Below are 22,316 nucleotides of genomic sequence, written 5' to 3' on the forward strand. Positions count from 1 at the left end.
CGATGTTCGATACGATTTCGGTCACGAATGATACGCGCGGTGTTGCCACTCTGACGCTGAACCGCCCCGGCAAGCATAATGCCATGTCGGCGCAGATGATCTCCGAACTGACGCAAGCGGCAGGGCAGTTGGGGGCGGACGACTCGGTGCGGGTTGTGGTCCTGACTGGCGCGGGCAAGAGCTTTTGTGCCGGTGGTGATCTGGGCTGGATGCAGGATCAGATGGCAGCCGACCCCGAAACGCGGTTCACCGAGGCGCGCAAGCTGGCCGAGATGCTGCAGGCGCTGAATACACTGCCGAAACCTCTGATCGGGGCGCTGCAGGGCAATGCGTTCGGGGGCGGTGTTGGGCTGGCCGCGGTCTGTGATGTGGCCATCGGGGTCGACACATTGACCATGGGGCTGACCGAAACGCGGCTTGGGCTGATCCCGGCCACGATTGGTCCGTATGTCATCGCGCGCATGGGCGAGGCCCGGTCGCGGCGGGTTTTTATGTCTGCGCGCCTTTTCGATGCCAGTGAGGCGGTTGAGCTTGGTTTGTTGGCGAAAGTGGTTGCAGCTGTCGATTTGCCGGAGGCGGTCGAGGCCGAAGTGACTCCCTATTTGTCCTGCGCGCCGGGTGCTGTCGCTTCGGCCAAGGGATTGGTGCGTGATTTGGGGCCAAGAATAGATGACACGGTAATCGACCAGACGATCCGCGCTTTGGTTGGCCGTTGGGAAACCGACGAGGCCAAAGAGGGAATCGCCGCCTTTTTCGAGAAACGAAAACCAACCTGGATTAGTAAGGATTAGACGATAGCCGTCGTGCCGTGGTGATAGGAATCACTCTTCCGGAATAACCTTTGATGGCAAGCAGATATTTCACGCCCTGCGCGTTTGTGTTCGGTTGACCCTCTGACCCGGCAGGGATAGAGAATGTCCAGTCAACACGCCAATTGACGGCGCACCCTTTGGGGGCATGCGCAGGAAAGGAGCTTTACGTGGAAGACCTGCTGCGGGAGTACCTCCCGATTCTGGTGTTTCTGGCCGTTGCCGTGGGCCTTGGAATCGTCCTGATTCTGGCCGCTGTGGTTCTGGCTGTCCGCAATCCCGACCCCGAAAAGGTCAGCGCATATGAATGTGGCTTCAACGCCTTTGACGATGCGCGGATGAAGTTTGATGTCCGGTTCTATCTGGTCTCGATTCTTTTCATCATCTTCGATCTGGAAATCGCGTTCCTTTTCCCATGGGCCGTGGGCTTTAAAGACATCAGCGATGTGGGCTTCTGGTCCATGATGGTGTTCCTGGGCGTTCTGACCATTGGCTTTGCCTATGAATGGAAGAAAGGGGCCTTGGAATGGGAGTGATGACGGGTGCAAACACCGCCGGCGTCGATAAAGAAGTCGCCACCCAGGCCCTGAATGCCGAGTTGCAGGACAAAGGTTTCCTGCTGACCTCGACCGAGGACATTATCAACTGGGCGCGAACCGGATCGTTGCACTGGATGACATTCGGTCTGGCCTGTTGTGCTGTTGAGATGATGCACACCTCGATGCCGCGCTATGATGCGGAACGGTTCGGTATCGCGCCGCGTGCGTCCCCACGTCAGTCGGACGTGATGATCGTGGCTGGGACGCTGACCAACAAGATGGCCCCGGCGCTGCGCAAAGTTTACGATCAGATGCCCGAGCCGCGTTATGTGATCTCGATGGGGTCCTGCGCCAATGGGGGCGGGTACTACCACTATTCCTATTCTGTCGTGCGCGGTTGCGACCGCATCGTTCCGGTGGATATCTACGTGCCTGGCTGTCCTCCGACCGCTGAGGCGTTGCTTTATGGCCTGATGCAGTTGCAACGCAAAATCCGCCGCACCGGCACGATTGTGCGCTGAAGGAGAGGGTGAATGAGCGAAGCACTCAAAGAACTCGGCGCACAGCTGGAACTCAAGCGCACTGATTGCGTTCTGTCCTGGGACGTGACTCATGGCGAACTGAACGTGGATGTGGCCCCGTCGAACCTGGTTGAATTCGTCGAATTCCTGAAATCCGACCCGAACTGCAAGTTCTCGACTCTGGTCGATATCACCGGCGTCGATTACCCGGAACGCGCCAAGCGGTTCGATGTGGTTTATCACTTCCTGTCCATGTACCAGAACCAGCGGATCCGCCTGCGGGTGTCGATCCGCGAGGAAGACATGGTGCCTTCGATCGTCGATGTTCACCCCTCGGCCAACTGGTTCGAACGTGAGGTGTTTGACATGTTCGGCATCTTATTCTCGGGTCACCCCGATCTACGGCGCATCCTGACCGACTACGGTTTCCGCGGCTATCCGCTGCGCAAGGATTTCCCGACAACGGGCTATACCGAGGTTCGTTATGACGAGGCCGAAAAGCGCGTCGTTTACGAGCCGGTGAGCTTGGTACAGGAATACCGGCAGTTCGATTTCATGTCCCCCTGGGAAGGTGCGAATTACATTCTGCCGGGGGATGAAAAACAGGAGTAACCGTCATGTTTGAGTTCCTGATCTGGATAATTCTGGTGGTCGCAACGGTCGTACCGATGATCAAGCTGCTGCCGCATTTCGGGATCAACAAGAACTGGGCGTTTGCCTGCATTATCTCTCCGGCTGTGATTGTCCTGTTGTGGATGATGGCCATGAAGCTGCAAGAGATGGAGCGACGCTGACATGATGGGCGAACTGATCATTTTGGGCGCTTTGGGCGTCTTGCTTGCAGGGGCCGCAGCCAAGGCGGCTGAGGCCGAAAAGGTCCGGGTTCGGGCCGAAGCAAAGAAGAAACGAGGGCGTTGATGGACGGCTCAAGATACGATGACGGCAGCACAGACGCGCTGAGCGGAGAACAGAAGATCCGCAACTTTAACATTAACTTCGGCCCGCAACACCCTGCGGCGCACGGGGTTTTGCGTCTGGTTCTTGAGCTTGACGGCGAGATTGTCGAGCGTTGCGACCCGCATATTGGCCTGCTGCACCGTGGCACTGAAAAGCTGATGGAAAGCCGGACGTATCTACAGAACCTACCGTATTTCGACCGTCTGGATTACGTGGCACCGATGAACCAGGAACATGCCTGGTGTCTGGCCATTGAAAAACTAACCGGGGTTGAGGTGCCGCGCCGTGGCTCGCTTATCCGGGTTCTGTATTCCGAGATCGGGCGCATCCTGAACCACCTGCTGAATGTGACCACACAGGCGATGGACGTTGGCGCGCTGACGCCGCCGCTGTGGGGCTTTGAAGAACGCGAAAAGCTGATGGTGTTTTATGAGCGTGCTTGCGGAGCCCGCCTGCACGCCGCTTATTTCCGCCCCGGTGGTGTTCACCAAGACCTGCCGCCCGAATTGTTGGACGACATCGAAGCGTGGAGCCACGAATTCCCCGCCGTTTTGGACGACATTGACGGTCTGCTGACCGAAAACCGCATCTTCAAACAGCGCAACGCCGATATTGGCGTCGTGACCGAGGATGACATTCAGAAATACGGTTTCTCGGGCGTGATGGTGCGCGGCTCGGGTCTGGCATGGGATTTGCGTCGTGCGCAGCCCTATGAATGCTATGACGAGTTCGAGTTCCAGATCCCTGTCGGCAAGAATGGCGACTGCTATGACCGCTATCTGGTGCGAATGGAAGAGATGCGTCAGTCACTGCTGATCATCCGCCAAGCCATCGCCAAAATCCGCGAATGCCCGGGTGACGTTCTGGCGCGCGGCAAGATCACCCCGCCGAAACGCTCGGACATGAAGACCTCGATGGAAAGCCTGATCCATCACTTCAAACTATATACCGAAGGCTTCCACGTCCCTGCGGGCGAGGTTTACGCCGCCGTCGAAGCCCCCAAGGGTGAGTTCGGCGTCTATCTGGTTGCCGACGGCACCAACAAACCCTACCGCGCCAAACTGCGCGCGCCGGGCTTCCTGCACCTGCAAGCCATGGATCACGTCGCCGGAGGGCACCAACTGGCCGACGTCGCCGCCATCATCGGCACCATGGACGTCGTATTTGGAGAGATTGACCGCTAATGCTCCGCCGTCTTCACCCCGAACAACCCGATGCTTTCGCCTTCACGGCTGCCAACCAGCAATGGGCCGAAGCACAGATCACCAAATACCCTGAGGGCCGTCAGGCCAGCGCGGTGATTCCGCTGCTGTGGCGGGCGCAAGAACAAGAGGGTTGGCTGTCCCGCCCCGCGATTGAATCCGTCGCTGATATGCTGGGCATGGCTTATATCCGCGTTCTTGAGGTCGCCTCTTTCTACTTCATGTTCCAACTGCAACCGGTTGGATCGGTGGCACATATTCAGGTATGCGGCACAACCTCTTGCATGATTTGCGGGGCCGAGGACTTGATCGCGGTGTGCAAGGACAAGATCGCCGCCAAGCCGCACGCTTTGTCCGCAGATGGTAAGCTGAGTTGGGAAGAGGTCGAATGCCTCGGCTCTTGCACCAACGCGCCGATGGCGCAGATCGGCAAGGACTATTACGAAGACCTGACCGCCGAGAGCTTTGGCAAGATCATCGATGATCTGGCGGCGGGCAAGGTTCCGACTCCGGGTCCGCAGAATGGGCGCTATGCAGCGGAACCGCTCAGCGGACTCAGCAGCCTGGCGGAGTACGAGGCGGGCAAGCCTGAACACAATGCCAGTGTTGAGCTGGCGACCGATCTGGGTGACACCGTCAAGCGCATCGATGGGACCGAGGTTCCGATCCTGACCCCATGGTTGGGCAAGGATGGTAAGGCGACTGCGACCAAAGCGGCGCCGAAACCTCCGAAGGAGCGGGAGATCGGCAAATCGGCGGTGAAGCAAGCTCAGGACGCTCAGGAAGACGCGCCCGAAACCCTGAATCAAGCGCGCGATGGCCAGGCGGATGACCTTAAGATGCTGAAAGGCGTCGGTCCTAAGCTGGAAGAGAAGCTGAACGAGCTGGGCATCTACCACTACGACCAGATCGCAAAGTGGACGACCGCGAACATTGCCTGGGTGGACGCTCGGTTGAAGTTCAAGGGCCGGGTTGAACGCGACGGTTGGGTTGCGCAGGCAACCAGTCTTGCTGCGGGGGAAGAGACCGATTTTGCCAAACGTGCCAAGGAAGACGGCACTTACGAGGACTAAGCGGGTGCCCATCCGGGGCATCAGGATGAGATGGACAAAGACAAGGAACAGGCCATAGCCCGAAAGGGCCGTCACATCGGTATCGTCATCGCCGTGACGATGGTGCTGTGGCTTGTCATGTCTTTTGTTGGTCCGCAGTTGGGACTGCCGGGCCGTTATGCGTTGCTTTTTGATTTTGCCGCTCTGGCGGGATTCATCTATGCGGGCGTCAACATTTTTCAACTCTGGCGTATGCGTCAGGACAGCTGAAGGTAACACGCGATGCTGAAGGATCAGGACCGGATCTTTACCAACATCTACGGGATGCATGAGCGCACATTGCGGGGCGCGCAGGCGCGCGGGCATTGGGACGGCACGGCTGGCCTGATCGAAAAGGGCCGCGACTGGATTATCCAGACGATGAAGGACTCGGGCCTGCGCGGTCGTGGCGGTGCGGGCTTTCCGACCGGTTTGAAATGGTCGTTCATGCCCAAGGAAAGCGACGGTCGTCCGGCCTATCTGGTTGTGAATGCGGATGAATCCGAGCCCGGCACCTGCAAAGACCGAGAGATCATGCGCCATGATCCGCACACGCTGATCGAGGGCTGTCTGATCGCCTCTTTCGCGATGAATGCACATACTTGCTACATCTATCTGCGCGGCGAATACATTCGCGAGCGTGAGGCGCTGCAGGCGGCGATTGATGAAGCCTACGACGCTGGTCTGCTGGGCAAGAACGCCGCCGGTTCGGGCTGGGATTTCGACCTGTTCCTGCATCACGGGGCCGGGGCCTATATCTGTGGTGAAGAAACCGCCCTGATCGAAAGCCTTGAGGGCAAGAAGGGCATGCCGCGGATGAAACCTCCATTCCCGGCGGGCGCTGGCCTCTATGGCTGCCCAACGACCGTGAACAATGTGGAATCGATTGCCGTTGTGCCGACGATCCTGCGCCGAGGCGCGGATTGGTTTGCGGGCTTTGGCCGTCAGAACAACGCGGGCACCAAGCTTTTTGCGATCTCGGGCCATGTGAACAATCCCTGCGTGGTCGAAGAAGCGATGTCGATCTCGTTTGAGGAACTGATTGAGACCCATTGCGGCGGTATTCGCGGCGGCTGGGACAATTTGCTGGCTGTGATTCCGGGCGGCTCGTCTGTTCCTTGCGTGCGCGGTGAAAACATGCGCGACGCGATCATGGATTTCGATTACCTGCGCAACGATCTGGGCTCGGGGCTTGGGACGGCTGCGGTGATCGTGATGGACAAATCCACCGATATCATCAAGGCAATCTGGCGGCTGTCGAAGTTCTACAAGCACGAAAGCTGTGGCCAGTGTACGCCGTGCCGCGAAGGCACCGGCTGGATGATGCGCGTCATGGACCGCCTAGTGCGCGGCGAGGCCGAACTGGAAGAGATCGACATGCTTTTCGATGTGACCAAACAGGTCGAAGGTCACACAATCTGCGCCTTGGGCGACGCGGCCGCTTGGCCTATCCAGGGCCTTATCCGCAACTTCCGCGAAGAGATTGAGGACCGTATCAAGGCGCAAAAATCCGGTCGCACCGGCGCGATGGCGGCGGAGTAACTTTTGATGGAGACCCTTGCAGAATACGGTCATGCTGTAGCATCGGTGGTGATTTTCGCCCTGGTCGTGCTGTTTATGGCTCCGTTCACAGCCCTGGCAAAGCAGGGCAAAGGACTTGCGCCCGGTGCAACGCCTGAACAGGACTACTCGGATAAAGCGTATCGTCTGAACCGTGCCTATCTGAATGGGACCGAAACTCTGCCAGCCTATGTGGCCGTAACGTTTGCTGCTATTCTGATGGGTGCCAATCCATTCTGGGTAAACCTGCTGGCTTCGCTTGCCTTAGTCGCGCGGCTGGTAATGCTGTTTGTCCATATTCGTGGATTTGGTCGCCCAAACAGTGGCTTACGATCTGTTCTCTACGTGATTGGCTGGGCTTGCATGGTCGTAATGGGCATCATTGCACTGGTGGCGGCGTTCTGATGGCGGCAAGTCGGATGCATCGGAACAAGACCCTTGGGGCAGGCTTAGTACGGTCGGTCGCCGTTGGGGCGTTATTTGCGGTCTCGGCCTGTGGACTGATAACCCCATCTTCTGACCAGGTTAGGTTTGATGGCCAGTATTTCCGCACCAAGGTGAAGCCGGTCGACAAGAAAAGGTCACCTACAGAATTCACAGTGGTGGTCAACGGCGTCTCTGCTTCCTTGGACGGGGCCCGTGAGGCAGGACGCTTTGAAGGAACAAAGTTCTGTATTACCAGTTTTGGGTCATCTCGCATCGACTGGGCTGTTGGTCCGGACACCGAGCCTGAAAAGTTGCGCGTGGTAGACGATAAATTGACCTTTGCAGGGCGGTGTCGCCGTCCATGATGCAGATGCAGACATATCATGCTGGGTTGCGGCAGGCGTTATTGCATAACGTCCAGCCCGCAGGTCGTCTTGGTGGAACCAAGACGAAAGGATATGTCATGCAAGTACTAAAAGCTCTGACGGTTCTCGCAGTATTGGGCATGCCTGCCCTAGCTGAGGCGAAACCGCCTTTGCGCGAAGTCAAAGAGATTGACGACGAACTCTATTACATCGCGATCGCAAACGAGATTTCGGAACTCTGCCCGTCGATCAGCGGGCGCCGTCTGAAGGCGATTGGTGTGATGTGGGACCTTAGGTCCAAAGCGAACAAACTGGGGTATTCGGACACGGAAATCCGGGCCTATGTAGACTCGGACGCCGAAAAGGACCGTATGCGCGCCAAAGGCGAAGCGTATCTGGCCGCCAATGGCGTATCTTACGACAACCCCACTTCCTTTTGCTCGTTGGGCAAAAAGGAAATCGATAGAAACAGCGCCATTGGCGTGTATTTGAGGGCGAACTGAAAGCCATGTCTGACCTCCGCAAAGTGAATATCGACGGGCAGGAAATCGAAGTTGATGGCTCGATGACCCTGATCCAAGCTTGTGAAGAGGCTGGGGTCGAGGTCCCGCGTTTCTGCTACCACGAGCGTCTTTCTATTGCCGGAAACTGCCGGATGTGTCTGGTCGAAGTCGTCGGGGGACCGCCGAAACCGGCGGCGTCCTGCGCGATGCAGGTGCGCGACCTGCGTCCTGGGCCGGAAGGTCAGGCGCCGGTGGTCAAGACGAACTCGCCCATGGTTAAGAAGGCCCGCGAAGGGGTGATGGAGTTCCTGCTGATCAACCACCCGCTAGATTGCCCGATCTGCGATCAGGGTGGCGAATGTGATCTGCAGGATCAGGCGATGGCCTACGGTGTTTCGGGCTCGCGCTTCAAGGAAGCCAAACGCGCGGTTGATGATCTGGATTTGGGGCCATTGGTCGGCACCGCGATGACGCGCTGCATCAGCTGCACGCGCTGTGTGCGCTTCACTACCGAAGTCGCCGGGATCACCCAGATGGGCCAGACCGGGCGCGGTGAAGATGCCGAGATCACCTCTTATCTGAACGAGACTCTGCAATCGAATCTGCAGGGGAACATCATTGACTTGTGCCCGGTTGGGGCGCTGACCTCGAAGCCTTATGCCTTTACTGCCCGTCCGTGGGAGCTGACCAAGACCGAAAGCGTCGATGTCATGGATGCTCTGGGCTCAAACATTCGCGTAGATACCAAGGGACGCGAAGTGATGCGGTTCCTTCCGCGCAACCATGATGGCGTGAACGAGGAATGGATCAGCGACAAGACGCGGTTTGTCTGGGATGGGCTGCGCCGCCAGCGTCTTGACAAGCCTTACGTGCGCGAGAATGGAAAATTGCGCCCGGCGACCTGGCCTGAGGCTTTGACCAAAGCCGCCGAAGCGCTGAAAGGAGCCGAGAAACCCGCCGGTATCGTGGGAGATCTGGCCCCGGTTGAGGCTGCGTTTGCCCTGAAACAGATGATCGAGGGGCAGGGCGGTGTTGTCGAATGCCGTACCGACGGTGCCAAGTTGCCTGCGGGCAATCGCGGGGCTTATGCCGGCACCGCCGCGATCGAAGATATCGACTCGGCAGAGCGTATATTGCTGATCGGCACCAACCCGCGCGACGAAGCGCCGGTTCTGAACGCGCGTATTCGCAAAGCGTGGGCGCATGGGGCCGAAGTGGCCCTGGTCGGGCCCGCCGCCGAACTGACGTATCCCTACCATCATATGGGTGACGACCGCGCCGCCCTGCAGGCTGCCGTGGATATGGGCGGTGATGATGAGATCAAGGGCAAGCCGTCACTGGTGATCGTTGGTCAGGGTGCGCTGCAAGAGGCTGACGGGGCCGCCGTTCTGGCCGCAGCGCAAGCCATTGCCGCCAACACCGAAAGCGGCCTGATCGTTCTGCACACCGCAGCATCGCGTGTCGGCGCAATGGACGTGGACGCGACGAACGACAGCGGCATGGACGCAGTCAGCGCTGCAGACGTGATCTACAATCTGGGCGCGGATGAGGTCGAGATTGGTGAGGGTGCCTTTGTCATCTATCAGGGCAGCCACGGAGATCGGGGTGCACACCGTGCCGACGTAATCCTGCCTGGTGCGGCCTACACCGAGGAAAACGGCCTGTTCGTCAACACCGAAGGTCGCCCGCAACTGGCCATGCGTGCTGGCTTTGCGCCCGGTGAGGCCAAGGAAAACTGGGCGATCCTGCGTGCGCTCTCGGCCGAGCTGGGTGCCACATTACCTTTCGACTCGCTGGCGCAATTGCGCACCACTCTGATCGAGGCGGTTCCACATCTGGCCCGCGTTGATGAGGTGATCGAGAACGAAGCTCAGGTGTTGGATGCAGGTCCACTAGGCAAGGCAACCTTCCGCTATGCCGTCAAGGATTTCTATCTGACCAACCCGATTGCCCGGGCGTCGCAGTTAATGGCCGAGCTCTCGGCGCAGGCGCTGGCTCTTAAATCCGAGAAGATTGCAGCGGAATGAACCAGAACTGTTTCATATCGCAAGGTAAGGCGACTGCCGGGTGGCAGTACGCCGCGCCTGATTTGTGTGTGAAACTCAAGATTAAGGGTGGCGCAATGGCGACAGATGCTGTTTACACCAACGCGCCGACCCAGCCGCTAAATGCGCAGGCATCTGGCCTTCGTATCGCGCGCGTAAAACGGAATACCCACGGTGTGAGGACCAATGGCTGAATTCTTTAACACCCCAGGCGGAATAGCCATCATCATTCTGGCGCAAGTGCTTGCAGTCGTTGCCTTTGTGATGATCTCTCTGTTGTTCCTCGTCTATGGCGACCGCAAGATCTGGGCAGCGGTCCAGATGCGCCGGGGCCCCAACGTGGTGGGTGTCTATGGCTTGCTGCAATCGGTGGCGGATGCGCTGAAATACGTGGTGAAAGAGGTTGTCATTCCGGCAGGTGCCGACCGCACGGTCTTTATGCTGGCGCCGCTGACATCCTTCGTGCTTGCGATGATCGCCTGGGCGGTGATCCCGTTCAACGATGGCTGGGTTCTGTCCGACCTGAACGTGGCGATCCTTTATGTCTTTGCTGTATCGTCGTTGGAAGTTTATGGCGTGATTATGGGCGGTTGGGCGTCTAACTCAAAGTACCCATTCCTTGGGTCACTGCGGTCGGCGGCGCAGATGATCTCGTACGAGGTCTCGTTGGGCCTGATCATCATCGGCGTGATCATCTCGACCGGGTCGATGAATTTTGGAAACATTGTCGAGGCACAGGACGGTCGGTTTGGCTTCTTTAGCTGGTACTGGCTGCCGCATTTCCCGATGGTGTTCCTGTTCTTCATCTCGGCGCTGGCCGAAACCAACCGACCACCCTTTGATCTGCCCGAGGCGGAATCGGAACTGGTCGCGGGCTATCAGGTCGAGTACTCGGCCACGCCCTTCCTGCTGTTTATGGCAGGGGAATACATCGCCATCTTCCTGATGTGCGCGCTGATCTCGCTGCTGTTTTTTGGTGGCTGGCTGTCGCCGATCCCGGGCCTGCCGGATGGCGTTCTGTGGATGGTCGCGAAGATGGCGTTCTTCTTCTTCCTCTTCGCGATGGTCAAGGCAATCACACCCCGCTACCGCTATGACCAGCTGATGCGGTTGGGCTGGAAAGTATTCCTGCCATTCTCGCTGGTATGGGTGGTTTTCGTGGCCTTCGCGGCGAAATTCGACTGGTTCTGGGGCGCGTTCGCCCGTTGGAGCGTAGGAGGCTGATATGACCCAAATCGACTATACCCGCGCCGCTAAGTACTTTCTGCTGCAGGACTTCTGGGTCGGGATGAAACTGGGTCTGAAGTACTTCTTTGCCCCCAAGGCCACCGTGAATTACCCGCATGAGAAGGGACCGCTGTCCCCTCGTTTTCGTGGCGAACACGCTCTGCGCCGTTATCCCAATGGTGAAGAACGCTGCATCGCCTGTAAACTGTGCGAGGCGATCTGCCCGGCCCAGGCCATCACCATCGACGCCGAACCGCGCGAAGACGGCAGCCGCCGCACCACGCGGTATGATATCGACATGACTAAGTGTATCTATTGCGGCTTCTGTCAGGAGGCCTGCCCGGTCGATGCCATCGTCGAAGGTCCGAATTTCGAATTCGCCACGGAAACCCGCGAAGAGCTGTTCTACGACAAGGAAAAACTGCTCGACAACGGCGAACGCTGGGAAGCCGAGATCGCCCGCAATCTGGAAATGGATGCGCCGTACCGATGAATGACACGCCGACAAATCCGTTCGAGCTGATGATGCGTCAGGCTCAGGACATGGCCAAGGCGATGAACCCGGCGATGGAGAACTTCTCGCCCAAAGGGTTCGAGGCGCTTTGGCCGACCATGCCCAAAGAGATCATGGAGATGATGTTCGGCAACACCGTCAACAAGGACGGGCTGGACGCCAAAACCCGCCTGTTGCTGACGCTGGCCGGGCTGACCTGTCAGGGCGCGCAGGCCGATACCGCGGTGCGTCAAACCGTGCGTCACGCTCTGGAAGCCGGGGCCAGAAAACAAGAGATCGTGGAAACGATCGGTCAGATGTCGGTGTTTGCTGGCATCCCGGCCATGACCCGTGCGCTGGATCTGGCGCAAGAGGTCATGGGCGACAACAAGGATGAGGATCAATGACCGTCTTTGCCTTTTATCTGTTTGCCATCAGCGCCGTCACCGGCGGCCTGTTCACGGTGATCAGCCGCCAGCCGGTGCACTCAGTGCTTTGGCTGATACTGTCCTTCCTGTCCTCGGCGGGGCTATTCGTGCTGCTGGGGGCTGAGTTTGTGGCGATGCTGTTGATCATCGTCTATGTGGGCGCGGTCGCGGTGCTGTTCCTGTTCGTAGTGATGATGCTGGACGTCGACTTTGCCGAGCTTAAGGCCGAGATGGCGCGTTATATGCCGCTGGCATTGCTGATCGGTCTGGTCATCCTGATGCAGTTCGTCATGGCGTTCGGTGCATGGGACAGCGCGCAAGGCGTTGAGGCCAATCTGGCCCAACCGGTTCCGACCGACCGCCACAACACCGAGGCGCTGGGTGTCATCCTTTACGACCAATACTTCCTTCTGTTCCAACTGGCGGGTCTGATCCTGCTGGTGGCTATGATTGGCGCCATCGTGCTGACCCTGCGCCACCGTCAGGACATCAAACGTCAGGACATCATCGGCCAAATGATGCGCGACCCGGCCAAGGCGATGGAGCTGAAGGACGTGAAACCGGGGCAGGGGTTGTGAAATTGCCGCTGGTACTTCCAATGGAGTACCGGCTGCTAAAAATACTAATTGCGGTGCCTGTTGTACTTGGTTGGATCGGGTATAGGGCCGCGAAAAACAGGAAACGAATGGGACCGAAAGAAAATGATCGGACTTGAACATTACCTGACTGTGGCGGCGACGCTGTTCGTCATCGGCATCTTCGGTCTCTTCCTGAACCGCAAGAACGTCATCATCCTGCTGATGAGCATCGAGTTGATGCTTTTGGCGGTGAATATCAACCTCGTGGCGTTTTCCAGTTTCTTGGGCGATCTGGTCGGACAGGTGTTTACGCTGTTTGTCCTGACAGTTGCGGCCGCCGAGGCGGCGATTGGTCTGGCCATTCTGGTCTGCTTCTTCCGCAACCGTGGCACCATCGCGGTTGAAGACGTCAATATGATGAAGGGCTAAGAGAACTATGGAAACCACCATCCTCTTTGCCCCGCTGGTGGGCGCGTTGATCTGCGGTTTCGGCTGGCGGTTCATTGGTGAGAAAGCCGCCATGTGGACGGCAACGGGCCTGCTGTTTCTGGCCTGTCTGCTGTCGTGGATCGTGTTCTTTGCCTTCGACGGGGTGACGCAACAGATCGAGATTATGCGCTGGATCGAGAGCGGATCGTTGTCGACAAGCTGGGCCATCCGTCTGGACCGTCTGACCGCGATCATGCTGATCGTGGTGACGACGGTTTCGGCGCTCGTGCACCTCTATTCCTTCGGCTACATGGATCACGACCCGCAATGGCGCGAGGGCGAGAGCTATAAGCCGCGTTTCTTCGCCTATCTGTCCTTCTTTACCTTCGCGATGCTGATGCTGGTGACGGCGGACAATCTGGTGCAGATGTTCTTTGGCTGGGAAGGCGTGGGCGTCGCATCCTACTTGCTGATCGGGTTTTATTATCGCAAGCCATCGGCCAATGCGGCGGCGATGAAAGCGTTTATCGTGAACCGTGTCGGCGACTTTGGCTTTGCGCTGGGGATTTTCGCGCTGTTCTTGCTGACCGACAGCATCAACTTCTCGGACATTTTCGCCTCGGCGCCCGCCTTGGCCGAAGAGAAGCTGCACTTCCTGTGGGGCGAATGGACCGCTGTTGAGGTCATCTGCGTGCTGCTGTTTATCGGCGCGATGGGGAAATCGGCGCAGTTGATCCTGCACACATGGTTGCCCGACGCGATGGAAGGCCCGACGCCTGTGTCGGCCCTGATCCACGCCGCGACCATGGTGACGGCGGGTGTGTTCCTTGTATGCCGTATGTCGCCGCTTATGGAGTTCGCGCCGGGTGCGACCGGATTCATCACCGTGCTGGGAGCTTCGACCGCGTTTTTTGCGGCGACCGTGGGTCTGGTTCAGACCGACATCAAGCGCGTCATCGCCTATTCGACCTGTTCGCAGCTGGGCTACATGTTTGTGGCCGCAGGTGTCGGCATGTATTCGGCGGCGATGTTCCACCTGTTCACACACGCGTTCTTCAAGGCGCTGTTGTTCCTTGGCGCGGGGTCCGTGATCCACGCCATGCACCACGAACAAGAGATGACTGAATATGGCGGGCTGCGCAAAAAGATCCCCTATACGTTCTGGGCGATGATGATTGGCACACTGGCCATCACAGGTGTGGGCATTCCGCTGACGACCTTCGGTTTCGCTGGCTTCCTGTCGAAGGATGCGATCATCGAGAGCGCCTATGCCGGTGGGTCTTCCTATGGCTTCTGGCTGTTGGTCGTAGCGGCGGCGTTTACGTCCTTCTACAGCTGGCGTCTGATCTTCCTGACCTTCTACGGCACGCCGCGCGGCGACAAACATACGCATGACCATGCGCATGAAAGCCCGATGGTCATGCTGGTGCCGCTGGGCGTTCTCTCTCTGGGCGCGGTCTTTGCGGGCATGATTTGGTACGGCAATTTCTTCGGCCACGCGGACACGGTCGGCAAGTTCTATGGCATCCCGGTGGCTGAGGCGTCGGAACATGCCGAGGCCGGTGATCATGGCAAAGCCGACGCGCATGGCGATGATAGCCACGCAGATGAAAGCCACGGCGATGACCACGCGGATGACGGTCATGGTGAAAAGGATGCTCATGGCGATCATCACTATGTTTTCGCAGGTGAGCCGGGCGAGGGCGCGCTGTATATGGCGCCGGACAACCATGTGCTGGACGATGCGCATGCGGCGCCTAAGTGGGTCAAGTTTTCACCCTTTGTTGCGATGCTGCTGGGCTTTGCGATGGCCTATTGGTTCTACATCGTGAACCCGTCTCTGCCAGGACGTCTGGCAGCGAACCAGCGGCCGCTGTACCTGTTCCTGCTGAACAAGTGGTACTTTGACGAAATCTACAATGTGATCTTCGTCAAACCCACCGTGGCGCTTGGACGGTTCCTGTGGAAACGCGGCGATGGCAACACCATTGACGGTTTCCTGAATGGGATCGCTATGGGCGTTGTTCCCTTCTTCACCCGCCTCGCAGGCAAGGCGCAGACGGGCTACATCTTTACTTATGCCTTCTGGATGGTCTTGGGGATTGCAGCCCTTGTCACCTGGATGTCGATCGGCGGAGGCGCACACTAATGGATAATATCCTCTCGATCGTTACTTTCATCCCCGCAGTGGCAGCGGCCATTCTGGCCCTGTTCCTGCACGGAGATGACGACGCCGCGCAGCGCAACGCGAAATGGGTCGCGCTGGTGGCGACCACGGTGACGTTCCTTGTCTCGATTGGCATCTATACGGGCTTTGACCCCTCGAACACCGGCTTTCAGATGGTGGAAGAGGGTGAGTGGCTGCTGGGCCTGAAATACAAGATGGGCGTGGACGGCATCAGCGTGTTGTTCGTGCTGCTGACCACCTTCATCATGCCCCTGACCATTCTGGCCAGCTGGAACGTGACCGACCGGGTCAAGGAATACATGATCGCCTTCCTGCTGCTGGAAACGCTCATGCTGGGCGTGTTCATGGCACTGGATCTGGTGCTGTTCTACCTGTTCTTCGAGGCTGGTCTGATCCCGATGTTCCTGATCATCGGTATCTGGGGCGGGGCGAACCGCATCTATGCCAGCTTCAAGTTCTTCCTCTATACCTTCCTCGGCTCGGTTCTGATGCTGGTGGCGATGGTTGCCATGTACGCGGATGCCGGCACCACGGATATCGAAGCACTGATGAGCCATCAGTTCTCGTCTGAAAGCTTCAGCGTGATGGGTGTCTACATTGTCGGCGGGATGCAGACACTGATGTTCCTGGCGTTCTTTGCATCCTTCGCGGTGAAAATGCCGATGTGGCCGGTTCATACGTGGTTGCCGGATGCACACGTTCAGGCGCCGACGGCGGGGTCGGTCGTGCTGGCGGCGATCCTGCTGAAGATGGGCGGCTATGGCTTCCTACGGTTTAGCTTGCCGATGTTCCCAGTGGGCTCGGCGGTGATGACCGATCTGGTGCTGTGGATGTCGGCGATTGCGGTTGTCTACACCTCGCTGGTGGCGCTGGTGCAGGAGGATATGAAAAAGCTGATCGCCTATTCCTCGGTCGCGCATATGGGTTTTGTGACCATGGGGATTTTTGCGGCGAACCAGCAGGGGATTGATGGCGCGATCTTCCAGATGATCAGCCACGGGTTCATCTCGGCGGCGTTGTTCCTGTGTGTCGGCGTGATCTATGACCGGATGCACACCCGCGACATTGACGCATATGGCGGCTTGGTGATCCGGATGCCCGCTTATGCGCTGGTCTTCATGCTGTTCACCATGGCGAATGTCGGTCTGCCTGGCACCTCGGGCTTTATCGGCGAATTCCTGACCTTGATGGGAGCCTTCCAGGTCAACACTTGGGTAACGGCAGTGGCTGCGACCGGGGTGATCTTCTCGGCCGGGTATGCGCTGTGGCTATACCGTCGAGTGGTCTTTGGCGATCTGATCAAGGAAAGCCTCAAGGCGATGACGGACATGAGCTCGCGCGAGCGGCTGATCTTTGCGCCGCTCATCGTGATGACGATCCTGCTGGGTGTCTATCCGTCGCTGGTAACCGATGTGATCGGCGACTCGACCGCCGCACTGATTTCGAACTATGACACGGCTCTGGCCGCGGCTGAGGCCGTGATCCAGACAGCCGCTTCGCATTAAGGGAGCTTCGGAGATGATCCAAGCTGATCTGACAATCATCCTGCCAGAGATTGTTCTGGCCGTTTATGCGATGGCGGCGCTGATTGGGGCTGTCTACACCACAAAAGACGGGCTGGCCCCGGTTCTGATCTGGGCGACCTCGGGCCTGATGGCGCTGCTGGCGATTTGGATCGCCACCAATGGCGATGGCACCAACGTGGCCTTCAATGGCATGTTCGTCGATGACGGTTTCTCGCGCTTTGCCAAGGTTGCGATCCTGCTATCTGCGGCAGCCGTTCTGTTGATGAGCCAGGATTACATGTCGCGTCGCGGGCTGTTGCGGTTCGAATACCCCTTGCTGGTGGCACTTGCCGCCGTGGGTATGATGATGATGGTCAGCGCCGGAGATCTGATGTCCCTGTACATGGGGTTGGAGCTGCAATCGCTGGCGCTGTACGTCGTGGCCGCTCTGCGCCGTGACAGTGCAAAATCCACCGAGGCTGGTCTGAAGTATTTCGTTCTGGGCGCGCTCAGCTCTGGCCTGCTGCTTTATGGTGCATCGCTGGTTTACGGCTTCACCGGGACCACGCTGTTCTCGGGCATCATCCAGACGGTCAACCATGGTGACGTCTCGGTTGGCCTGCTGTTCGGCCTGATCTTCCTGATCTCGGGGCTGGCCTTCAAAGTGTCAGCCGTGCCGTTCCACATGTGGACGCCGGACGTATACGAAGGCTCACCCACACCAATCACCGCTTTCTTCGCTACCGCGCCCAAAGTGGCCGCGATGGCACTGTTTGCACGACTGCTGCATGACGCGTTCGGCGGCGTGATCAAGGACTGGCAGCAGGTGATCGTTCTGCTCTCGGTCCTGTCGATGCTGTTGGGTGCAGTGGCTGCGATTGGGCAGCGTGACATCAAGCGACTGATGGCGTTTTCGTCGATTGCCCATATGGGCTATGCGCTGATCGGTCTGGCGGCGGGTACAGAGATGGGCGTCAAGGCGATGCTGATGTACCTGGCGATCTATGTGACCATGAATATCGGCACCTTTGCGTTCATTCTGATGATGGAGCGGGACGGTAAGCCCGTCACGGATATTGACGCGCTGCGGCAGTATTCCAAACGTGATCCGGGCAAGGCGCTGGCGGTTCTGATCCTGATGTTCAGCCTTGCGGGCGTCCCGCCGATGCTGGGTTTCTTCGCCAAGTTCGGCGTCTGGCAGGCCGGTGTCAGTGCGGGCCTGACGGGTCTGGTGATCGTGTCGGCCATCGCATCCGTCATCGGTGCGTTCTATTATTTGCGGATCGTGTTCTACATGTATTTCGGCGAAGAAAACGAAGACCCGATTGAAACGCGCTCGACGCCTGTCCTGTGGGTCGCCCTGATGGGGTCGGCTGCTTTGATGCTGGTGGGAATTTTCTATCAATTTGGTGTTGAAGGCGCGGCAGCTGCTGCGGCGGCGACGCTTGTCAATTAACCCTGAAATCACACAATTCAGAGGGGCTCGGTCGTTGGACCGGGCCTTTTTACCATGACGGATTGGCCGCAAGGTTACGGTTTGCATGTGTTGCAAACGGTTGACAGTACGTTGAACGAAGCTTCGCGCATCGCACCAACGGCGACGGGGCCGGTGTGGATCATGGCCTATAACCAAACTGCGGCGCGTGGACGTCGGGGACGTGCATGGGCCAATCCCGTTGGGAACCTGGCTGCCACTTTATTGATGCGCCCACATGGTAATCCAGAACAAGCAGCGTTGCGGAGCTTTGTTGCAGCCCTCGCTCTGTTTGATGGCTGTGTCGCTGTCTCGGGGCGGTCCGATGGGCTGTCTTTGAAATGGCCAAATGATGTGCTGCTGAACGGCGGAAAACTTGCGGGGATATTGCTAGAAGGCACGGGCCAAGGGCGCGACCTGTCTCACTTGGCGATTGGGATCGGGGTCAATCTGTCTCAGTCCCCACCAACCGATGCGCTGGAGGAGGGCGCGGTCCGACCCGTTTCGCTTTTGTCTGAGACCGGCGCAGACGTCATGCCCGAGGATTTCCTGACAGAGTTGGCCGCCGCGTTTGCTCGCTATGAGACGCAGTTCGTGACCTATGGGTTCGAGCCGATCCGTACGGCATGGTTGGATCGGGCCGCGCGTCTGGGCGAAGTGATTACAGCCAAGACAGCGACATCCGAAACCGTGGGCACTTTTGAAACGGTGGACGCCGGCGGTAACCTTGTCCTAAACACCGCCAAAGGCCGGGTCGCGATCCCAGCCGCCGACGTGTATTTCTGAGAGGAACGCAAATGCTTTTGGCTATTGATTGCGGCAACACAAACACTGTTTTTTCGATCTGGGATGGCAAGCAGTTTCTGTGCACATTGCGAACCTCGACCCATCATTCCCGCACGGCAGATGCCTATTTCACATGGTATTCGACATTGGTGAAACACTACGGGATCGAGGCGGACATCACCGATGTAGTGATCGCCTCGACTGTGCCGCGTGTGGTGTTCAACCTTCGTATTTTCGCGGATCGGTTCTTTGGTTGCCGCCCGTTGGTCGTTGGCAAACCTGAATGCCTTTTGCCGGTGGCCCCGCGCATTGATGAGGGCACTATTCCTGGACCGGACAGGCTGGCCAATGCGGTCGGGGCCTTCGACAGGCATGGCGGAGACGTTGTGGTGGTCGACTTCGGAACTGCCACCAATTTCGATGTTGTGGCCTCGGATGGTGCCTACGTTGGGGGTATTATTGCGCCGGGTGTGAACCTCAGCCTTGAGGCGCTTCACCAAGGTGCTGCGGCGCTACCGCATATTGATATCACGCGCCCCGACAAAGTCATTGGTACGAATACAGTTGGCTGCATTCAATCCGGCGTGTACTGGGGGTATTCCGGCTTGATCGAAGGACTGATTGCGCGGATCAAGGCCGAGTACGGCCATCCGATGAAGGTTGTCGGAACCGGGGGGCTTGCCCCGCTGTTTGATCAGGCGGATGTAGGGTTTGACGCGATCGAAGATGATTTGACGATGCACGGGCTGACCGTGATCCATCGCTATAACAAGGAAAATGGCTCAACATGAGCAGTGAACGACTGATCTATCTGCCGCTGGGCGGTGCAGGTGAAATCGGCATGAACGCCTATGTCTACGGCTATGGAAAGCCCGGGCAGGAAAGGTTGATCCTAGTCGATCTTGGCGTGACCTTTCCGGATATGGATACGACGCCGGGTGTCGATCTGATCCATGCCGATATCTCTTGGCTGCAAGAGCGGGCCGATCGGCTGGAAGCGGTTTTTGTGACCCACGCGCACGAGGATCACGTCGGTGCTGTGGCCCATTGCTACGAGGCTTTGGGCGCCCCGGTTTATGCGCGCGCTTTCACCGCCAATATTGCACGCCGGAAAATGGAAGAGCATGGCCATCCCGAGGATGCGGTTCAAACGGTTTCGCCCTGGCCTGAGCAGGTTCAGGTGGGGCCGTTCTCGGTAGGTTTCCTGCCGGTCTCGCATTCGATCCCGGAAAGTGCGGCGTTGGTAATAGATACGCCAGCGGGACGGATTGTACATTCGGGTGACTTCAAGCTGGACACCAACCCGGTGGTGGGTGAGCCTTTCGACGCCGAGTTGTGGGCCGAGATTGCGAAACCGGGCGTCAAGGCGCTGGTTTGTGACAGCACCAATGTATTCTCGCCCCATGACGGACGATCGGAATCCGAGGTTGGCCCCGAGATCACCAAGCTGGTCGAAAGCGCCGAGGGGATGGTTGTTGCAACCACCTTCGCGTCCAACGTGGCTCGGGTGAAAACCTTGGCCGAGGCTGGGCAGCGAGCCGGACGCTCGGTCGTGTTGCTGGGCCGCGCGATGCGCCGCATGATTGAGGCTGCGACCGAAACGGGTATCCTGTCGGATTTCCCCAAAGTCATCAGTGCAGAAGAGGCGGTGGACGTTCCACGCCAAAACCTGATGTTGATCGTGACTGGTAGCCAAGGCGAACGCCGTGCCGCCAGCGCGCAGCTTGCACGCGGCAAGTATCGCGGTCTGGAACTGAAAGAGGGCGATCTGTTCCTGTTTTCGTCGAAAACCATTCCGGGCAACGAGCGGGGCGTGATCTTCATCATCAACCAACTTAGCGAAAAAGGTGTGGATGTGGTCGATGACAGCTCGGGTCTGTATCACGTGTCGGGTCATGCCAACCGTCCCGATCTTGAGAGGGTACATGCACTGATCAACCCGCAGATCGTGATCCCGATGCATGGTGAACATCGTCACCTGCGCGAGCACGTCAAGCTGGCTAATTCTGGCGGCCGAACAGGTGTTTTGGCGGTGAACGGAACCATGTTGGACCTGATTGGCAACGCGCCGCAGGTGGTCGACTATGTGGAAACGGGTCGGACGTATCTGGACGGCACGGTGAAAGTCGGCGCGCTGGACGGTGTTGTTCGTGACCGTATCCGCATGGCGCTGAATGGCCACGTGACTGTGACGGTTATTCTGGACGAAGAAGACGAGCCGCTGGGCGAGCCGTGGTGCGACACGATGGGCTTGCCCGAAATGGGATCGTCTCGTGCCGGGTTGGTTGAAGTTCTCGAAGAAGATCTGAACCAATTCCTCATGCGCGCGGATACCAAGACTCTGCGTGACGATGACAAGCTGGAAGAAGCCATGCGCCGCATCGTGCGTCAGACCGCAAAAGCTGAGATTGGTAAAAAACCCGAAGTCACGACTGTTATCAGCCGGATGAAATAAGCCCGACCTCAGTCGGTCAGAGGCATCGGATAGCCTTTGAGTTTCAAGAACAGACTTTCCTCTTCCTGATTCAACAGGAAGGGGACCGAGCTGGGCGGCGCCGGGTCCAAAACCCGTGCCGTGATTTCGGCCAATACGACTTCGGTGATAAAGGGTAGGTCGAACTCGCGCGCGCGGTCGAGTGGGATCCATTGCAGATGCGACAACTCATCCGAGGCGCGGCTGAAATCGTCCAAGTCCCCGCATATCGCCGACGCATCAACAAGAAAGAACCGAGCATCAAACCTGCGCGGGCGACCGGGTGGGGTCACCGCGCGAAAGACGAACTGCAAGGCCTCAGCCGAAGGTCGAAACCCCAGCTCGGCAAATCCGCGCCAATCCGATGGCGCGGGCTCGGGCCAACTACCTGGCTGGCCCAAGACCAGACCTGTTTCTTCCCAAAGCTCGCGAATTGCCGCCGCCGCAAGGGCACCTTGCAACCCAAGCTCCGAGCGTTCACCTAGCCGATCAAAACACACAGGTGGCAACTCGCTTGCCAGCGGTATGTGGGCATCCTCGGGGTCAACAGCTCCGCCGGGAAAGACAAATTTGTTGGGCATAAAAGCGGCCTTGGCCCCCCGTTGACCCATCAGGATCGACGGGGCGGTCTTGCGGTCGCGCAGAACAATAACCGTGGCCGCGTTGCGGATTGCGGTCTTGTCCTGAATCATATGCGGGCCAATTCGTTGGAAACAA

25 protein-coding genes are annotated in these 22,316 nt (G+C 58.3%); 24 read left to right on the forward strand and 1 reads right to left on the reverse strand.

The genetic code is table 11. From position 1 onward, the window contains the following. Positions 1–2: 2 nt before the first annotated feature. The 24 genes from ACR0DX_RS02545 (at position 3) to ACR0DX_RS02660 (ending at position 21,581) form a co-directional block, all read left to right on the forward strand. Positions 3–791, forward strand: coding sequence for a crotonase/enoyl-CoA hydratase family protein (locus ACR0DX_RS02545; protein WP_170724232.1), 789 nt, complete (start codon positions 3–5; stop codon positions 789–791). A 188-nt stretch (positions 792–979) separates the two neighbouring features. Continuing rightward, complete coding sequence (locus tag ACR0DX_RS02550) at positions 980–1,345, forward strand: NADH-quinone oxidoreductase subunit A (protein ID WP_050602775.1); 366 nt, start codon at positions 980–982, stop codon at positions 1,343–1,345. Then, on the forward strand, positions 1,336–1,869 hold the full coding sequence (locus ACR0DX_RS02555) for a NuoB/complex I 20 kDa subunit family protein (RefSeq protein ID WP_037307875.1): 534 nt from the start codon (positions 1,336–1,338) through the stop codon (positions 1,867–1,869). Before ACR0DX_RS02550 ends, ACR0DX_RS02555 begins: the two co-directional genes overlap by 10 nt. A 12-nt stretch (positions 1,870–1,881) precedes the next feature. Continuing rightward, entirely contained in the window at positions 1,882–2,481 is a 600-nt protein-coding gene (locus ACR0DX_RS02560) for an NADH-quinone oxidoreductase subunit C (protein WP_170724231.1), read from the forward strand. Between the two features lie 5 nt (positions 2,482–2,486). Further along, a complete protein-coding gene (locus tag ACR0DX_RS02565) occupies positions 2,487–2,663 on the forward strand; it encodes a hypothetical protein (RefSeq protein ID WP_170352613.1) in 177 nt (58 codons plus the stop codon). Between the two features lies 1 nt (position 2,664). Then, positions 2,665–2,787 (forward strand): hypothetical protein, encoded by a 123-nt coding sequence (locus ACR0DX_RS02570; RefSeq protein WP_257599041.1) that lies wholly within the window; start codon positions 2,665–2,667, stop codon positions 2,785–2,787. Further along, entirely contained in the window at positions 2,787–4,010 is a 1,224-nt protein-coding gene (locus ACR0DX_RS02575; RefSeq protein ID WP_170352614.1) for an NADH-quinone oxidoreductase subunit D, read from the forward strand. The genes ACR0DX_RS02570 and ACR0DX_RS02575 overlap by 1 nt, the downstream gene beginning before the upstream one ends. Then, complete coding sequence (gene nuoE / locus ACR0DX_RS02580) at positions 4,010–5,101, forward strand: NADH-quinone oxidoreductase subunit NuoE (RefSeq protein WP_170352615.1); 1,092 nt, start codon at positions 4,010–4,012, stop codon at positions 5,099–5,101. The genes ACR0DX_RS02575 and nuoE overlap by 1 nt, the downstream gene beginning before the upstream one ends. 30 nt (positions 5,102–5,131) lie before the next feature. Further along, positions 5,132–5,350, forward strand: a complete 219-nt coding sequence (locus tag ACR0DX_RS02585; RefSeq protein WP_170352616.1) for a DUF5337 domain-containing protein — start codon at positions 5,132–5,134, stop codon at positions 5,348–5,350. Positions 5,351–5,362: 12 nt separating this feature from the next. Further along, the gene (nuoF, locus tag ACR0DX_RS02590; protein WP_170352617.1) at positions 5,363–6,661 is read left to right on the forward strand and encodes an NADH-quinone oxidoreductase subunit NuoF; all 1,299 of its coding nucleotides are present in this window, start codon (positions 5,363–5,365) and stop codon (positions 6,659–6,661) included. Between the two features lie 6 nt (positions 6,662–6,667). Beyond that, positions 6,668–7,084 (forward strand): MAPEG family protein, encoded by a 417-nt coding sequence (locus tag ACR0DX_RS02595; protein WP_170352618.1) that lies wholly within the window; start codon positions 6,668–6,670, stop codon positions 7,082–7,084. Positions 7,085–7,568: 484 nt separating this feature from the next. Continuing rightward, a complete protein-coding gene (locus tag ACR0DX_RS02600) occupies positions 7,569–7,973 on the forward strand; it encodes a DUF5333 domain-containing protein (RefSeq protein WP_170353126.1) in 405 nt (134 codons plus the stop codon). Positions 7,974–7,978: 5 nt separating this feature from the next. Beyond that, positions 7,979–10,000, forward strand: coding sequence for an NADH-quinone oxidoreductase subunit NuoG (gene nuoG / locus ACR0DX_RS02605; protein WP_170352619.1), 2,022 nt, complete (start codon positions 7,979–7,981; stop codon positions 9,998–10,000). A gap of 204 nt (positions 10,001–10,204) precedes the next feature. Continuing rightward, the gene (nuoH, locus tag ACR0DX_RS02610; protein WP_170352620.1) at positions 10,205–11,242 is read left to right on the forward strand and encodes an NADH-quinone oxidoreductase subunit NuoH; all 1,038 of its coding nucleotides are present in this window, start codon (positions 10,205–10,207) and stop codon (positions 11,240–11,242) included. 1 nt (position 11,243) lies between these two features. After that, positions 11,244–11,738: an NADH-quinone oxidoreductase subunit NuoI gene (gene nuoI, locus ACR0DX_RS02615; RefSeq protein ID WP_039524264.1), complete on the forward strand. Its 495-nt coding sequence runs from the start codon at positions 11,244–11,246 to the stop codon at positions 11,736–11,738. Next, positions 11,735–12,145, forward strand: coding sequence for a carboxymuconolactone decarboxylase family protein (locus ACR0DX_RS02620; protein WP_170352621.1), 411 nt, complete (start codon positions 11,735–11,737; stop codon positions 12,143–12,145). The genes nuoI and ACR0DX_RS02620 overlap by 4 nt, the downstream gene beginning before the upstream one ends. Next, positions 12,142–12,744, forward strand: a complete 603-nt coding sequence (locus ACR0DX_RS02625) for an NADH-quinone oxidoreductase subunit J (protein WP_170352622.1) — start codon at positions 12,142–12,144, stop codon at positions 12,742–12,744. The genes ACR0DX_RS02620 and ACR0DX_RS02625 overlap by 4 nt, the downstream gene beginning before the upstream one ends. A gap of 123 nt (positions 12,745–12,867) precedes the next feature. Continuing rightward, positions 12,868–13,173 (forward strand): NADH-quinone oxidoreductase subunit NuoK, encoded by a 306-nt coding sequence (gene nuoK / locus ACR0DX_RS02630; protein ID WP_005984024.1) that lies wholly within the window; start codon positions 12,868–12,870, stop codon positions 13,171–13,173. 7 nt (positions 13,174–13,180) lie between these two features. Then, a complete protein-coding gene (gene nuoL, locus ACR0DX_RS02635; RefSeq protein WP_170352623.1) occupies positions 13,181–15,322 on the forward strand; it encodes an NADH-quinone oxidoreductase subunit L in 2,142 nt (713 codons plus the stop codon). Then, complete coding sequence (locus tag ACR0DX_RS02640) at positions 15,322–16,866, forward strand: NADH-quinone oxidoreductase subunit M (protein ID WP_170352624.1); 1,545 nt, start codon at positions 15,322–15,324, stop codon at positions 16,864–16,866. Before nuoL ends, ACR0DX_RS02640 begins: the two co-directional genes overlap by 1 nt. Before the next feature lie 13 nt (positions 16,867–16,879). Further along, the gene (gene nuoN, locus ACR0DX_RS02645; protein ID WP_170352625.1) at positions 16,880–18,322 is read left to right on the forward strand and encodes an NADH-quinone oxidoreductase subunit NuoN; all 1,443 of its coding nucleotides are present in this window, start codon (positions 16,880–16,882) and stop codon (positions 18,320–18,322) included. A 54-nt stretch (positions 18,323–18,376) separates the two neighbouring features. Then, positions 18,377–19,126 carry a biotin--[acetyl-CoA-carboxylase] ligase gene (locus tag ACR0DX_RS02650; RefSeq protein WP_170352626.1) on the forward strand — a complete coding sequence of 250 codons (750 nt, stop codon included), beginning with the start codon at positions 18,377–18,379 and terminating at the stop codon, positions 19,124–19,126. A gap of 11 nt (positions 19,127–19,137) precedes the next feature. Continuing rightward, entirely contained in the window at positions 19,138–19,917 is a 780-nt protein-coding gene (locus ACR0DX_RS02655; RefSeq protein ID WP_170352627.1) for a type III pantothenate kinase, read from the forward strand. After that, positions 19,914–21,581, forward strand: coding sequence for a ribonuclease J (locus ACR0DX_RS02660; RefSeq protein WP_170352628.1), 1,668 nt, complete (start codon positions 19,914–19,916; stop codon positions 21,579–21,581). Before ACR0DX_RS02655 ends, ACR0DX_RS02660 begins: the two co-directional genes overlap by 4 nt. 8 nt (positions 21,582–21,589) lie before the next feature. Here the strand turns inward: ACR0DX_RS02660 and ACR0DX_RS02665 are convergent, their stop codons facing one another. Then, entirely contained in the window at positions 21,590–22,291 is a 702-nt protein-coding gene (locus tag ACR0DX_RS02665) for an NUDIX hydrolase (RefSeq protein ID WP_170352629.1), read from the reverse strand. Positions 22,292–22,316: the final 25 nt, after the last annotated feature.

The sequence above is a fragment of the Ruegeria sp. D3 genome (assembly GCF_056534465.1).